This window comes from Alishewanella sp. HL-SH06, from assembly GCF_052656265.1.
Genome location: NZ_CP199752.1, coordinates 2,932,189 through 2,947,918, shown reverse-complemented (window position 1 = coordinate 2,947,918; position 15,730 = coordinate 2,932,189). Strand labels below are relative to the sequence as shown.

Genomic DNA, 15,730 nt, shown 5'->3' with positions numbered 1-15,730 from the left:
GCTGTTGCTTTTAGGGTATGATGCACCTTTATTTTTCATTGTAAGGAGACAGGCTTTGGCATTTTTATATGAATACGGCATTTTTTTGGCGAAGGTTGCTACCTTGGTGGTGGCATTAGCGATTGTGGTGGCCATTATGGCAGGCGCTGCGATGAAAACGCGTCAACGTAAAGGTCAATTGTCTATTACGGATCTCAGTGAAGAGTATCAGCACAATCAGCAACTGTTACAACAGCAACTGATGGATAAAAAAGCCTTCAAGAAATGGCAAAAAGCCCAATCAGCTGTAAAGAAACAACAGCAGCCAACACTCTTTGTCATTGATTTTAATGGCAGTATGGATGCGAAAGAAACCGACGCGTTACGCGAAGAAATCAGCGCCATTTTGGCAGTAGCCACGTCAAAAGATGAAGTATTGTTAAAGCTCGAAAGTGGCGGTGGTGTAGTGCATGGTTATGGTTTAGCCGCCTCGCAGTTAGACAGGCTAAAACAACAAAAGATCCCACTCACAATAGCCGTGGATAAGGTAGCCGCCAGCGGTGGCTATATGATGGCCTGCGTTGCCGATAAACTATTGGCGGCACCTTTTGCGATTATTGGCTCTATTGGTGTTATTGCACAAATACCTAATTTCAATAAATTATTAAAGAAAAACGATGTTGATTTTGAACAGTTCACCGCGGGTGAATTCAAACGCACTGTAACCTTGTTTGGTGAAAACACCGCAAAAGGCCGTGAAAAATTTCAGCAAGAATTAGAAGAAACCCATGTGCTGTTTAAAGACTTTGTCAGCCAACAGCGGCCAGTGTTGGATATCGACAGAGTGGCTACGGGTGAACATTGGTTTGGCTATCAAGCCCTTGCTTTAGCATTGGTAGATCAATTGCAAACCAGTGATGATTACTTGTGTAGTATGTTTGCCGAGCGAAAAGTACTACAGGTGAAGTTTCAATTGAAAAAAGGCTTGGCAGATAAACTGGGTGCAGGTGGCGCAAGCTTTGCTAGTGGTATCTGGCAAAATCTGCAACAACGCCGTTGGTGGTAACACATGGACGCAGCATTTTGGCAGGCGTGTTGGCAACAAAATAAACTCGGCTTTCAATTAGCTCAACCGCATCCGCTGTTGCAGCGTTGGTTGCCGCAGATCTTGGCCGAGCAGCCAAGGCTGACTGAAATCGTGGTACCGTTGTGTGGTAAAAGCCCTGATTTGCTATTTTGTCAGGTTTTGCGGCCGGTTCTGGGTATTGAGTTATCGGACATCGCTTGTCATGCTTTTTTTGCTGAAAATCAGCTGGCGCATACTGTTACAACAGCACATCCATTAGCTGAGCAGGGCTTTATTCGTTTTCAAGCTGAGGCGTTACAACTGTTACAAGGTGATTTCTTTCAATTGCCTGATAGTCGCGTCAACGCCAATAACCTTATCTACGATCGCGCGGCATTGATTGCGCTGCCCTTGGAAATGCGACAACGTTATGTTGAAAAATTAGATAACTGGTTAGAGCAGGGCGCAGCATTGCTGCTGATCAGCCTAGAATACCCCGAGGATGAGAAAACGGGGCCACCTTTTAGTGTCACTAGCGCTGAGATAGAGCAGCATTTTGCAAAGCGACACATCCAATTGCTAGAACAAGTGGATATTACCGGGCAAGGCTTTGCACGGCGTCGTTTTGAAACATCACGTTTATGTGAAAAAGTGTATTTAGTTCAGGCATAAAGTAGGCTAAAAACGCTACCCGCAACATCGGCGGGTAGCCCTAAACGTTAATCTCTTAAATGATGGAAATCGATGGTTTCTTCTTTCTCACCGGCGTTTGGATTATTATAAATAGCCGCATTAAACTCTCCTTCGCTTTTAGCGACAATACAGGACACCATCGCATCACCAGTCACGTTTACTGCGGTGCGCGTCATATCCAGTAAGCGATCCACACCAATAATCAGCGCAATACCTTCAACCGGTAAGCCTACTTGCTGTAGCACCATCGCCAGCATGATTAATCCCACCCCCGGAACACCAGCCGTGCCGATTGAAGCCAAGGTTGCAGTTAAAATGACCATCAAGAAATCGCCAAGACTTAAATCGACGCCAAACACCTGAGCGATAAAGACAGTGGCAACACCCTGCATAATGGCAGTACCGTCCATATTAATTGTAGCGCCCAGTGGTACTGTGAATGAACTGATGCTGTTGTTGACACCGAGCTTTTTATTGACCGTTTCCATGGTCACTGGCAGCGTGGCATTACTGCTTGAAGTACTAAAGCCAAATAGCGCGGCATCGCGCATTTTCTTTAAAAAGATAATTGGGTTTAAACCCGTTAGTGACTTTAACAGCAAGGCGTAAACCACAAACCCATGAAACAGTAGAACAAAAAGCACTACGCCAAAGTATTTGACTAAACTGCCGATAGTTTCTAAACCCAGCGTGGTGAAAAGTTTCGCCATCAGGAAAAACACACCATAGGGGGCTAAGTTCATGAGTAAAGTGACCAGCTTCATAATCACTTCATTAAAATCATTAAACTGTGCGGCAATCCGCTCACCCGGCTTGCCTGACAAGGCCACGGCTAGGCCAAATAACACGGCAAAAACGATAATTTGCAGCATATTGCCTGAAGCCATTGACTCTATTGGGTTACTTGGGAAGATATTGATAAAGACCTGCGCTAACGTTGGGGCAGAGCTTACATCAAAGGTTTGATCACTTTGCATTTCTACACCCAAACCTGGGCCAGTTAACAAGGCTGCGCCGATCGCTAAGCTAATGGCGATAGCGGTGGTGATCATATATAAGCCGATGGCTTTACCACCTAAACGCCCAAGTTTAGAGGTGTCAGATAACGAGCAGGTCCCACAAACTAAAGACACAAATACCAAAGGCACCACCAGCATTTTTAAGCTGGCAATAAATATTTCGCCGCCAACATGAAAAATACCGTCAACAAAAAAAGCTTTTAAGGGTATATCTAGACCAAGCAAAGCCAAATTGCGCTCTTCGGCACCACCCAGTAAAAATTGAAAGAAGAAACCGACTGCAAGACCCGCTAACATACCAATCACAATACGTAAGGTAAGACTGAGTTTTTTATTATTTGACGTCATATATAGTGGTTTTTGTGTTGTAATAAAACACTAAGACTACCAGTTTGTGCCAGCTTTGGTCACTAGAGAGAGAAATTTTTTTAAATTAACCCTGCCAGCTGGATAATTAATGGTTTAAGATGCAAAATTAACAAAACTATAAAAGAAGTGCTAGGGAGAGTTTCATGTTAAACATCCGGCAATTGTGGGCGGTGTTCGTTATTTTCACGCTATCAGCTTGTGGCGGTGGTGGAACATTAGACGGTAGCAGTTCTGGCGGTACATCCGCAGTTCCTGTTTATAGTCTGAGCGTAACTTTAAAAAATAGCCAAGGCCAAAGTGCTAATCAGTTAGCCCTTGCGACTCCTTTGATTATTGAAGCAACTTTAACTGCAACCAATTCAGGCGTGGTATCAGGCCAATTGGTCAGTTTTGCTTTAGATAACTCGTCTTTAGCGACATTTGCTAATGGCACAGGTAGCGCGGTGACTAATGCAAATGGTGTTGCATCGCTCGGTGTTAATGTTGGCACCCTCTCTGGTGCGGGTAAAATAACTGCAACTTTTGGTGATATAAGTGCCGAGGTTGTGTTTAGTTCCGCGGGTGATGGTGATACGAATGTCGGTGAAACGATTGGTTCCGTATCATTAATTGCAGATAAATTACAATTAGGCTCAGCGAGTACGGACAAAGTAGAGTTGAGTGCTTTAATTCGTAACACTAACAACAATGTTGTTTCTGATATACCTGTAACCTTCAGTACAGATTCAGGTGAAATCCAAGTGGTTGACTCTGCATCCGCAGCAAACGGTATTGCGCGTGCCACACTAACAACGCTTTCTAACAAAAATAACCGTGATATCACAGTTACTGTTAGAGCACAGCAGCAAAGTTCACAACTGATTGTTAAGGTTGTGGGCACTGAAGTTAATATTACTGCACCGCAAGCTGTGGTTCTGAATGATAGCGCACAACTCGATATTTTTATTGTCGACTCTGAAGGTAATGGCCTTGAAAATGTGATGGTAAACATCGCATCGTCCTTAGGTAACACTTTAAGCGTGACTAATCCTGTAACCTCAGGTTCAACAGGTAAAGCGACCGTAACTTACACCGCTGTTAACAGTGGGATAGATACCATTCTAGTTACTGCGCTGGGAGCTCAACGCTCAGTGAGCTTAAATGTAAGCCCTGATTCATTTACATTTCTTCAAACTGTGACAAATGCGCCAGTTATTGAAGAAGTCAGTTTAAATAGCCCCAAAGAAATGCGAGTGCAATGGCTGGTAGATAATCTGCCTAATGCTGCTCAAAACATTAATTTTGCCACTAGTCGTGGTGTCATTGCGGCAGAATCTGCTGAGCTAATTCAAAAAAATGTTGCGGTAGCCAAAACAACAGATGCTAATGGCCAAGCAAATGTTTATGTTTCTTCTGAGTATGCAGGTTTAACGACCATTGCTGCTCAAGCAGGCTCTGGAAGCAGCACAGTGAACACGCAGAAAACGATTGAGTTTGTTGCAGTAACAGCATCAAAGCTAGAACTACAAGCATTCCCTGCTCAAGTTGGTCCAGGTGAGCAAAGTAATGTTCGCGCAATTTTGCGAGACGCTAAAAATAACCCTGTTAAAAACCGCAGTGTTATTTTTACTCTGGACAATTCTGCCGGTGGGCAATTAAGTACCGTAAGTGCAATAACTAATTCTGCAGGGGTAGCAACCACAATATTTACTGCTGATGTAAACACTGGAGCGGCAGTAGATGGTCTGAATTTGCAAGTTAAAGGTTCTTTAGTTAAAAACGCATCAGAAGCGAACGATATCTCTGGCATGACTGATATCGCAGTGGGCGAGAGAACATTGTTCTTCCGTTTCGGTACAGGTAATGTCATTTCTAAACCAAGCGATAGTCTGTATTCTAAAGAGTTTTCAGTCATTGTAACTGATAGCTCGGGTAATCCTGTTGCTAATCAACAGCTCAATGTGGCAGTTGTGCCAGTATCCTATGGTAAAGGTGTTTGGGTGAAATCAACGCCCGAAGAATTTAAGGTTTGGGTTTCTCAACGTAGTACAACGTGTCCTAATGAAGATGTTAATTTGGATGGTATTTTAGAAGTTTCTGAAGATACCAATAATGACAAACAAATTACACCTGGCAATGTTGCTACTGTGCCTCAAACTGTTACTGCAGATGAAAATGGTATTGCTGTGTTTAATGTTCGTTACCCACAGGATTATGCCACATGGTTAGATGTTAGGTTGCAAGTGTCAGGTTTTGCCGCCGGCACCGAGAACGTTGCCTTTAGAGAATATAATCTACCAGTAGCAGCTGATGATGTAACTACTGAGACATCAGCGCCACCACCTAATCCTTTAGGTAGCAGCGCGAACTGTACTGACATTTTATAGTTCTATTTGAAATAAAAAAGGAGCTTTTACGGCTCCTTTTTTATTTGTTATTTAAAATAGTTAAAAATTTAACTAAGCTAATCACAAATCACTAATCACTAATCACTAATCACTAATCACTAATCACTAATCACTAATCACTAATCACTAAACGCTTATCGCTGAAAACTATACACTGAGCCCAATTTAAGTAATTGCGTTAGTTCATCCAAGGCGGTACGAGACTCGATAACTAATTGTGGATCGGCTAGTTCAGCTTCTGATAACCGATCACGGTAATGTTTATCAACCCAGTTATTAAGGTTAGCAAATAAGGTATCGTTCATCATCACCGCAGGGTTAACCGCTTGACGCTCTTGCTCGTTCAATACCACTCTTAAACGCAAACAAGCCGGGCCACCGCCGTTTTGCATGCTTTGCTTTACATCAAAATAATGGACGTTTTTAATAGGAGTGTTTTGCTGACATAAGTCAGTAAGGTAACGATATACACCAGCATGCTCTTGGCATTCTGTTGGAGCGATAATCACCATTTCTCCTGACGGCAGATTAATCAATTGGGTGTTGAATAAATAAGTACGGATGGCATCTGCCACCGAGACGTGTTGATTTTTGACTTCGATAAAATGGAGCTGGGCGTCACCAGGAAACTTTTGTTTGATCTCTTGTAAGCTGGCGGCTGTATTCAAAAAAGCTTGCTCATGGAAAAAAAGCACGTTTCGGTTACCCACGGCGATAACATCATTATGAAATACGCCCTGATCAATCACCTCAGGGTTTTGTTGCATAAAGACGGTGTTAGCCTCGGTTAGCCCGTGTAAACGTGCTACAGCTTGACTGGCTTCGATTGTTTGCCTAGCTGGATAGCGCTGTGGTGCCGGTTTACTCTGATTAAAGGCATAACGGCCATATACAAAGAGTTCAAGACCGCTTTGCCCATAGTCACTGCACAGACGCGTATGATTAGCTGCGCCTTCATCGCCAAAGTGCTCATTATCAGGTAAATGCAGATGATGCGCGAAGTGCTTACTGTCACTGAACATCGCTTGCAGGATCCGACCGGTGGTCGTTGGTTCAAGTGAACGATGAAATTTGTTCGTCAGGTTTGCAGGAGTAAAGTGAATTTTTTTATCTGGCGTATCGCCGCTGGGTGAAACAGTTGCTGCGTTGGCGGTCCACATACTGGATGCAGAGCACACTGCGCGGTAAATTTCGGGTGCTTTTGCTGCGGCGTCTTGCATCACTTGTGCATCACTGCCACTAAAACCTAAGCGGCGTAGCATGCCCAAATCGGGACGTTCTTGCGGTGCAAGCACCCCTTGAACCATGCCAAGGTCATGTAATGCCTTCATTTTTTGTAAGCCCTGTTTAGCTGCTTGTTTCGGGCTAGAATGATTTTTGGCATTGTTTAAAGACGCCACATTACCGACTGATAAACCGGCATAATTGTGGGTAGGGCCCACGAGCCCATCGAAATTTGCTTCATAAGCTTGCATAGTTTTTCTTATCCTTTGTTAGTTGCGGTGCTGTTTTTGTTATTTTTACGACCGCGAGATGTTATGCTTCATTTTTTGCTGAGTGACAGGCCTTATCGCAGAATAATTGTGGCCTATTTGCATAATAATCAGTTTAGACACTTGTCACAACAGCGGTTTGCGGATATACGTTTAAAAAAGGGCACCACAAGATGGTGCTGTAATAGGGGATCTCTGGGTTTAAAATGGCGAAATCACTGGTAATAGTCGAATCACCGGCAAAAGCAAAAACCATTAATAAGTATCTGGGCAATGACTTTATCGTCAAGTCTAGCGTGGGTCATATTCGGGATCTACCTACGAGCAGTAGCAAAGATAAAGCTAAGGCTACCGATAAAACGCTTAGTAAAGACGAAAAGGCCTACCAAGCTCTGGTTGATCGAATGGGTATTGATCCCGAGCATGGCTGGAAAGCACGCTACGAAATTCTGCCTGGCAAAGAAAAAGTCGTGAAAGAGCTTAAAACGCTGGCTGATAAAGCCGATATCGTTTATCTCGCAACGGACTTAGACCGTGAGGGAGAGGCCATTGCATGGCATCTTCGTGAAATTATCGGTGGCGAAGAAAGTAAGTTTAAACGCGTGGTGTTTAATGAAATAACAAAAAATGCCATTACTCAAGCCTTTGAGCAGCCAGGTCGGCTTAATGTTGACCAAGTTGATGCCCAACAAGCTCGACGTTTTCTTGATCGCGTTGTTGGCTTTATGGTTTCACCGCTGTTATGGAAAAAGGTCGCCCGTGGTTTATCTGCTGGCCGTGTGCAGTCAGTGGCTGTGCGCTTGGTGGTTGAACGCGAGCGTGAAATCAAAGCCTTTGTTCCTGAAGAGTATTGGAGCATTGACGCTGACACCATGACGGCTTCTAAACATGCCTTACAATTAGCGGTCAGCAAATATCAGGGCAAAACGTTCTCGGCGGTAAACAAAGCGCAAGCTGATCAAGCCCTGTCGTTATTAAATAAAGCCCAGTATCAGGTTTTAGATCGAGAAGATAAGCCCAGTAGTAGCAAACCTCAAGCGCCGTTCATTACCTCTACATTGCAGCAGGCGGCCAGTACGCGGCTGGGTTATGGTGTGAAAAAAACCATGATGTTAGCGCAGCGGCTATACGAAGGCGGGCATATTACCTATATGCGTACCGATTCGACCAATTTAAGCACAGAAGCTGTGGCAAATTGTCGTGATTATATCGAGCAAAAATTTGGTAAAGCTTACCTACCTGCCGAACCTATCAGTTATGGCAGTAAAGCGAATGCTCAAGAAGCGCACGAAGCTGTTCGTCCTTCTGAAGTTACGGTGCTGGCGTCTGATCTTACTGATATGGAAGCCGATGCCAGAAAATTATATGAGCTGATCTGGCGGCAATTTGTTGCCTGCCAGATGCCTGCTGCACAATACGACGTAACCAACATTACCGTTGCAGCGGGAGATTTTGAATTAAAAGCCAAAGGTCGCGTGCTACGTTTTGATGGTTGGACTAAAGTTCAGCCAGCGATGAAACGCAAAGGCGATGAAGATAATGAGTTACCGGATGTGCGCACCGGTGAACAACTTACTTTAAAAGAGCTGCACGGTGCTCAGCACTTTACTAAGCCGCCAGCGCGTTTTAGCGAAGCCAGTTTAGTTAAAGAGTTAGAAAAACGCGGTATTGGCCGGCCATCGACGTATGCTGCGATTATTTCGACCATTCAAGATCGTGGCTATGTTCGGGTGGAGAATAAACGCTTTTATGCTGAAAAAATGGGGGAAATCGTTACCGATCGTTTAGTTGAAAACTTTGATGATCTGATGAATTACGATTTTACTGCCAACATGGAAGTGAAACTCGATGATATTGCCAAAGGGCAGTTAAGTTGGCGTAAAACGCTTGACCAGTTTTATCAGGGCTTTACCAGTAAACTGAAAACCGCTGAGCTTGACCCGGAAGAGGGCGGGATGCGGGTTAATCAGTTCGTGTTAACCGATATTGAATGCCCTACCTGTGGTCGTAAGATGGGTATTCGTACTGCATCTACAGGAGTGTTCTTAGGTTGCTCAGGCTATAATTTGCCACCAAAAGAGCGCTGCACCACCACGATGAATTTAGTCTCGGGTGAGGAAGCGGTTAATGTTACTGACGATGAACTTGAAACAGAAGTGCTTCGCCAGAAGAAACGTTGTAGCAAATGCGGCACAGCTATGGACAGCTACTTGATTGATGAGCAACGTAAATTGCATGTCTGTGGTAATAACCCTGAGTGTGATGGTTATCAGGTTGAGGCCGGGCAGTTTAAACTGAAAGGCTACGAAGGGCCTGAAATTGAATGTGATAAATGTGGCGCGCAAATGCAGCTGAAGTCGGGTCGTTTTGGTAAATATTTCGGTTGTACCAATGCAGACTGTAAAAACACCCGTAAATTGTTACGCAGCGGTGAAGCGGCGCCACCAAAAGAAGATCCTGTTCATTTAACTGAATTAAAGTGCGAAAAATCGGATACGTACTTTGTGTTGCGCGATGGTGCGGCCGGTTTATTTTTAGCCGCGGCAACCTTTCCAAAATCTCGCGAAACCCGAGCGCCGCTAGTGAGTGAGCTTAAAACATTCCGTGAGCGTATTTCACCGAAGTTTTATTATTTGGCTGATGCGCCTGCTAAAGATAAAGCTGGTAACCCTGCTATTGTTCGCTGGAGTCGAAAGACTAAACAACAATATGTAATGACAGAACATGAAGGCAAAGCCACAGGTTGGGCGGCATGGTATGAAAACGGTCGCTGGGTGGTCACAGAGAAATAAGCTTTAGATGCTTAGCGTGATAACATAGGCACTAAAACGTTCAATGGATAAGCACAAATGGTAAGGCCTTGGCCTTACCATTTCTTTTTGGGAGCAAAGAGCTCATCGAGATCTTTGTTATCTTTATCATTACGATCTGCGACGTCTTTGGCATTACCGGTTTTTAATGCTGCGGTTATTTCAGCTAACTGCTGCTGAACTTCGGCTTGACGCTGGCTAATATAGTCATTTTGTTGATTGGATGCTGCGAGTAGTTTTAATGCTTTTTCATAGTATTGCCGAGAAGAGCCAATCATATTATTGGTGAGAGCACTCTTACCGCGCTTAATTTGTGTTTCGACAGTGATACGTAATTGAAACAGATCAAGACGTGCATCCTCGTCTACCACCAGTTGAGTTTCCACTTTACCTCGAGCGTGCTCTGCTCTGAGCATGGTTCTTAGCTTTTTAATAGCTTTGAACATCGCGATACATTGCTGATCATCATCAGGTAGGCTGATATTGTCTGCAACAGCGCCCGTATTATTTTTCAATTCTTCGATACGGTTTTCAGTATCTTCTAAGCGCTGGCGTAATTCCCGCTGCTCGGGTTCGAGCTGTTTCATGGCTTTTAACAAATAGCTGACTCTGCGCATCAGCATTAAGGAAATACCGTTAGACATCGGCACATTCGTAGAATTAAACAAAATTTCTTCTGTTTCTTCTAGTGCGTGACGCAATTTAGTGAATTCAGCACGTTTTAATTTTTGAATTTTTTCTTTATGCTGCTGCACCACATTCACTGTAATGGCGATAATCACCAGTGCTAAGATTAGCGTGATGATTAGGGAAAATACCATCGATACCTCTGCCTTATAGTTTTCGGTGTATTAAGCCGCTGTTTTGCTTGCGTAGCCATAAGTCTACGCGTCATTATTCCGTTCGGCTTGACAAAATCTAGCTTAGACTAGCAAAAATCGCACCATAAGCCAGCTATTTTTAGCCAGCAAACGCAGCTATTTGCTAAAACAAAATGTTATAGATAGTGCTATTATACAAAATTATTGGAATATTTGGGCTATCCAGATTGTTGACCGTTACCGGGTAAGGAAGTCAATTAATGAAATTGCAGCAACTGCGTTATATTGTCGAAGTGATGAATCATAACCTTAATGTTTCTTCTACGGCAGAAAGTTTATTTACCTCACAGCCCGGTATCAGCAAACAAGTACGGATGCTAGAAGATGAGTTAGGCATTCAAGTATTTGGACGTAGTGGTAAACACTTGACGCACGTTACACCTGCGGGTCGCGAAGTGATCGAAATAGCCCAGCAAATATTGGCAAAAGTCGACAATATTAAAGCCATCGCCAAAGAGCACACCTTACCTGATCAAGGTAAACTCAATATTGCGACGACACATACACAAGCCCGCTATGCGTTGCCACCGGTAATTGGTAATTTTATGCAGAAGTTCCCTAGGGTTTCGTTGCATATGCACCAAGGAACACCCCAACAAATTTCGGAAGCCGCTTCACGCGGTGATGCCGACTTTGCCATTGCCACTGAAGCGCTGCACTTATACCACGATCTGGTTATGCTGCCTTGTTATCACTGGAATCGCAGTATTATTGTGGGAAAAGAGCATCCCCTTGCGCAACTGGACCACAAAGTACAAATCGAAGATGTAGCCCGTTTTCCTATCGTCACTTATGTTTTTGGTTTTACCGGGCGCTCAGAGCTCGATCGCGCTTTTGCTGCGAAAAATTTAGAGCCGCATATTGTTTTTACTGCTACCGATGCCGATGTCATTAAAACATACGTGCGTTTGGGTCTGGGCGTTGGCGTGATCGCTTCAATGGCGATTGATCCGAACTTAGACAAAGATTTAGTCGTGATCGAAGCAGGGCATTTATTTGAAGCGTCTACTACCAAAATTGGTTTTCGAAAAGGCGCATTTTTACGCACCTATATGTATGAATTTATTGAGCGCTTTGCGCCACACTTAACCCGTGATGTCGTGGAAAAAGCCAGTGCTTTGCGTACTCAAGAAGACATTGACCGGATGTTTAATAAGTTTGTGCTACCGATCCGCTAGTTGAAATTCTTGCTGCAAGATGGCCTGAGTAAAGTGACTCTTCAGATAAAAACCCCGCGGTAAAGTTTGGATCGGTTCGCCATGCGCACCGATCGCTTTTGTTAGCGCTTTGCTATCGGCTGCCTTAGGCCTTAATTGCAAAGCCTTACCGTGAGCCCCTCGAATATTAGCGATACCGCCTAGGCTAATTAATTCCATTAACTCTTCCCAATCCTGTTGCAAAATAGCAGCCTGTTCAGCATTGGGTTGCCATAAAAAACCTTGGCCTATAATTCGCTGATGCAGGGGAAGTTGTCGCTCAGCCAGGATGGGCAACCATAATACTCGCTGTAATTTCTGACAAACCCAAGAGTCCGCCCAATGTTGGCCAATGTTACCCGTTAATGGCGCCACACAAACATAGGTACTCTCCAGTGGTTTGCCGCTGTGATCAATGGGCAGTGTTTTTAATTCAATGCCTAACTCTGGAAAATCAGGTAAAGCCTGTGAACCTGCGCTCGCCCCTAAGGCTAATTCCATGAGTTGACCGACCCAGCCTTTATCTTTACGGAGATCTTTGGGGACCGGTTGCGATAATTCTGCTGCTAATTGCCCCAGCGTTAAACCGGCGATACGTTGGCAGTTAGTCAGTAGTTCGGCAGTAGATTGTGGTTTTGCAGACATGTTGCGCTATTTTGAACATTACTGCTTTTACCCTAGCATTATTTGAGGCTTTTGGCTGTTTAAAAAGGCAGCAAACCGACTTATGCACAAAAGCATTTGGTATTTCAAAAGCGCCAAATATAATTAATTGCATGAAATATAAAGAGAAAATAACAAGGTTTTGTTTGAAGTTATTTGCGTGTTTCGAGTTATTAAGTGGCTAACTGGGGCTTAGTCACAGCTTTATGCACAGCATCTGTGAAAAAGCTCACATTCGCGCACTGCTTGTTGCGTTATCTGTGGATAACTTATGGGGTGTGATTGAAAAATACCGTTTGCCGCCAAGACGACTTTGTGAAAGAATCCTCTACATAGCAGATTTAACATCGCTTGAGGTTTGTGTGATCGATGCCGAGGGTTTCCGGCCCAATGTCGGCATAGTGATTTGTAACACCCATGGACAGGTGTTTTGGGCGAAAAGATATGGTCAACATTCCTGGCAATATCCACAGGGTGGCATTGATGACGGTGAAACACCGGAAGAAGCCATGTTTCGCGAATTGCATGAAGAAGTTGGGCTTCGGCCTGAAGATGTGGAAATTATTGCGACAACCAAACACTGGTTACGCTATAAGTTGCCGAAACGGCTGATCCGCAAAGACAGCAATCCTGTGTGTATTGGACAGAAACAAAAGTGGTTTTTACTGCGTTTGATCTGTCGGGAAGAGGATGTCAATCTGGCGAAAACCAGTCATCCGGAGTTTGATAGTTGGCGATGGGTCAGTTATTGGTATCCGGTGCGGCAGGTGGTTTCCTTTAAACGGGAAGTGTATCGCAAGGTTATGAAAGAATTCGCTCCGGTCGCTTTGCCGTTTGTTCGCCGGGACAGTATAAAACGAAAAACTTGAAATAAAACCTGCACGTGAAATGAGGTTACTATGCTAGGCCAGCTGCGGCGAATTGTTCAGGATGTGGCACAAGAGCCGATACTAAACAAAGCTATGGCTGGCTTGGTTAGTAGCGTTAAGCATGCCATGGAAACCGAGTGTTGCTCGGTTTATTTGGCAGATTATAAGCAACAACATTTTATGTTGATGGCCACTGACGGCTTAAATCAAGATGCTGTGGGTAAAGTGGCTATTGGTTTTTCCGAAGGTCTGATTGGCTGGGTGGGGCAGCGTGAAGAGCCCATTAACCTGGCACAAGCCCATTTACACCCTCGCTTTAAAGTCACCCCTGAAGTCAGTGAAGATAGCTTCTCGGCCTTTTTAGGTTGCCCCATTATCCATCATCGCAAAGTGCTGGGTGTATTAACCATTCAGCAAGCGGCTGAACGGGTATTTAGCGAAGATGAAGAATCCTTTCTGGTAACACTGGGCGTGCAACTTGCTTCGGTGTTAGCTAATGCTGAAATGCGTGATGCGGCGACACGAATTACCCCTTTTAGCCAGCAAGGCTCACAGTTTCATGGTTTACCTGGTTCCCCTGGGATGGCCATTGGTGAAGCCTATGTTGCGCAGCCGGCCAGTGACTTTGCTGCTATTTCGTTAAAGCGCGCCGAAGATCCAGAAAAAGAATTAGCCTTGTTTTATCGGGCCGTTAAAATCACCAAAGCCGAATTTAATCGTTTAGCAGAGCGCATGTCGAGCCATTTACCGGCCGATGCATTAGCTATTTTTGATGTCTATCATCAGCTTCTTGACGCTGCCAGCTTGGGACGCGAAATCGAAATTCAAATTACCGATGGTTGGTGTGCCAAAAGTGCTTTAAAACGCGTGGTAGAGCGTTTTGCCCGGCAGTTTGATGACATGGATGACCCTTACCTGAGAGAGCGCGGTTTAGATATTCGTGATCTGGGGCAACGGGTGCTCAATAATTTATTGGATACCGAACAACGCCGCGCTAAATTACCCGATAAAGTGGTATTGGTGGCTGATGAAGTTACGGCGACTATGCTGGCCGAAATTCCACGTGAGCAATTAGTTGCTGTGGTTTCACTGCGAGGCTCCGTAAACTCGCATGCCGCTATTATGGCTCGCGCTTTAGGGATCCCAGCCGTGATGGGGGTGAGTGAGTTACCGTTGTTGCACTGGCATGCGCAGCGCGTGATTGTAGATGGCTACCAAGGTCATATTTTGTTATCACCCTCTGAAGCACTCTGCCATGAATATCAGCGGCTTATCACTGAAGACGTTGCGCTAAATGCACGTTATATGGAAGAAATTAGTTTACCATCGGCTTCAAAATGTGGTGAGCAATTTAAGTTTATGGTGAACTCGGGGTTAGCCGTTGAGTTAGAAAATGTCCACGCCCAATACACGGATGGCGTAGGGCTTTATCGCACAGAATTTCCGTTTATCATTCGTGACCAATTTCCGACAGAACAAGACCAAGTCGATTTATATGCGCAAGTGCTAGGCAGTTATCCCGGTAAAACCGTCGTTATGCGCACGCTCGATGTCGGTGGGGATAAAGCACTGCCTTATTTTAGTATTATTGAAGAGAACCCCTTTTTGGGGTGGCGCGGTATCCGATTAACCCTAGACCATCCAGAGATTTTCTTGGTGCAAATTCGCGCCATGATCCGCGCTAATATCGACCATGATAATTTGCATATTTTACTACCGATGATTTGCGATTTGCACGAGGTGGATGAAGCCATTCGTTTGGTGAAGCAAGCTTGTTTTGAGTTAAGTGATGAGTTAGAAATCACTTTACCGCTGCCAAAAATTGGCGTGATGATTGAAGTACCCTCAACCTTGTACTTGCTGCCAGAACTTGCGGCAAAAGTTGATTTTTGCTCGGTGGGTACTAACGATTTAACCCAATATTTGTTAGCTGTTGATCGCAACAATGCACGAGTAGCGAATTTGTATGATGCTTTGCATCCGTCGGTACTTCGTGCGTTATACCGTTTAGGGCAAGATGCTCAGGCGCTCCACTTTCCTATTAGTATTTGTGGTGAGTTGGGTGGCGAGCCCGCCGGGGTGTTGTTACTGGCTGCGATGGGCTTTCGGCGCTTTAGTATGAACAGCAGTAATTTAGCGCGCATAAAATGGTTGTTACGGCGGGTTGAGTTGGCCGAATTACAGCAATTACTCACAGAGGTGTTGCAGTGCCATTCACCCAAACAAATACGAGCAGAAGTGCAACGCTTTTTAGAGCATAAACAGTTGTTAACGCAGCTTAGAGCCTAAATATCCCAGCCTGATA

11 protein-coding genes are annotated in these 15,730 nt (G+C 44.5%); 7 read left to right on the top strand and 4 right to left on the bottom strand.

The window, feature by feature from the left end; translation table 11 throughout:
• The first annotated feature begins 55 nt into the window (after positions 1 to 55).
• Positions 56 to 1,045: a protease SohB gene (gene sohB, locus ACUJFK_RS13675; RefSeq protein WP_445425228.1), complete on the top strand. Its 990-nt coding sequence runs from the start codon at positions 56 to 58 to the stop codon at positions 1,043 to 1,045.
• A gap of 3 nt (positions 1,046 to 1,048) precedes the next feature.
• A complete protein-coding gene (locus ACUJFK_RS13670; protein WP_445425227.1) occupies positions 1,049 to 1,717 on the top strand; it encodes a thiopurine S-methyltransferase in 669 nt (222 codons plus the stop codon).
• Positions 1,718 to 1,764: 47 nt separating this feature from the next.
• Here the strand turns inward: ACUJFK_RS13670 and ACUJFK_RS13665 are convergent, their stop codons facing one another.
• The gene (locus ACUJFK_RS13665; RefSeq protein WP_306177979.1) at positions 1,765 to 3,105 is read right to left on the bottom strand and encodes a dicarboxylate/amino acid:cation symporter; all 1,341 of its coding nucleotides are present in this window, start codon (positions 3,103 to 3,105) and stop codon (positions 1,765 to 1,767) included.
• Between the two features lie 164 nt (positions 3,106 to 3,269).
• Between ACUJFK_RS13665 and ACUJFK_RS13660 the strand changes: the two genes are divergently transcribed.
• Complete coding sequence (locus tag ACUJFK_RS13660) at positions 3,270 to 5,492, top strand: Ig-like domain-containing protein (RefSeq protein ID WP_445425226.1); 2,223 nt, start codon at positions 3,270 to 3,272, stop codon at positions 5,490 to 5,492.
• A 155-nt stretch (positions 5,493 to 5,647) separates the two neighbouring features.
• Here the strand turns inward: ACUJFK_RS13660 and astB are convergent, their stop codons facing one another.
• Positions 5,648 to 6,988, bottom strand: coding sequence for an N-succinylarginine dihydrolase (gene astB / locus ACUJFK_RS13655; protein ID WP_445425225.1), 1,341 nt, complete (start codon positions 6,986 to 6,988; stop codon positions 5,648 to 5,650).
• Positions 6,989 to 7,212: 224 nt separating this feature from the next.
• On the opposite strand from astB, the gene topA reads away from it, so the two are divergent.
• A complete protein-coding gene (topA, locus tag ACUJFK_RS13650; protein ID WP_445425224.1) occupies positions 7,213 to 9,798 on the top strand; it encodes a type I DNA topoisomerase in 2,586 nt (861 codons plus the stop codon).
• A 74-nt stretch (positions 9,799 to 9,872) separates the two neighbouring features.
• Here the strand turns inward: topA and ACUJFK_RS13645 are convergent, their stop codons facing one another.
• The gene (locus tag ACUJFK_RS13645; protein ID WP_445425223.1) at positions 9,873 to 10,637 is read right to left on the bottom strand and encodes a hypothetical protein; all 765 of its coding nucleotides are present in this window, start codon (positions 10,635 to 10,637) and stop codon (positions 9,873 to 9,875) included.
• A gap of 260 nt (positions 10,638 to 10,897) precedes the next feature.
• Between ACUJFK_RS13645 and cysB the strand changes: the two genes are divergently transcribed.
• Positions 10,898 to 11,875 (top strand): HTH-type transcriptional regulator CysB, encoded by a 978-nt coding sequence (gene cysB, locus ACUJFK_RS13640; protein ID WP_445425222.1) that lies wholly within the window; start codon positions 10,898 to 10,900, stop codon positions 11,873 to 11,875.
• Here cysB and mutH read toward each other — a convergent pair.
• The gene (gene mutH / locus ACUJFK_RS13635; protein WP_226752067.1) at positions 11,861 to 12,538 is read right to left on the bottom strand and encodes a DNA mismatch repair endonuclease MutH; all 678 of its coding nucleotides are present in this window, start codon (positions 12,536 to 12,538) and stop codon (positions 11,861 to 11,863) included. The two genes, cysB and mutH, sit on opposite strands and share 15 nt — an antisense overlap.
• Positions 12,539 to 12,918: 380 nt before the next feature.
• Between mutH and rppH the strand changes: the two genes are divergently transcribed.
• Positions 12,919 to 13,425: an RNA pyrophosphohydrolase gene (gene rppH, locus ACUJFK_RS13630; RefSeq protein ID WP_226752078.1), complete on the top strand. Its 507-nt coding sequence runs from the start codon at positions 12,919 to 12,921 to the stop codon at positions 13,423 to 13,425.
• A 30-nt stretch (positions 13,426 to 13,455) separates the two neighbouring features.
• A complete protein-coding gene (ptsP, locus tag ACUJFK_RS13625; protein ID WP_445425221.1) occupies positions 13,456 to 15,714 on the top strand; it encodes a phosphoenolpyruvate--protein phosphotransferase in 2,259 nt (752 codons plus the stop codon).
• Positions 15,715 to 15,730: the final 16 nt, after the last annotated feature.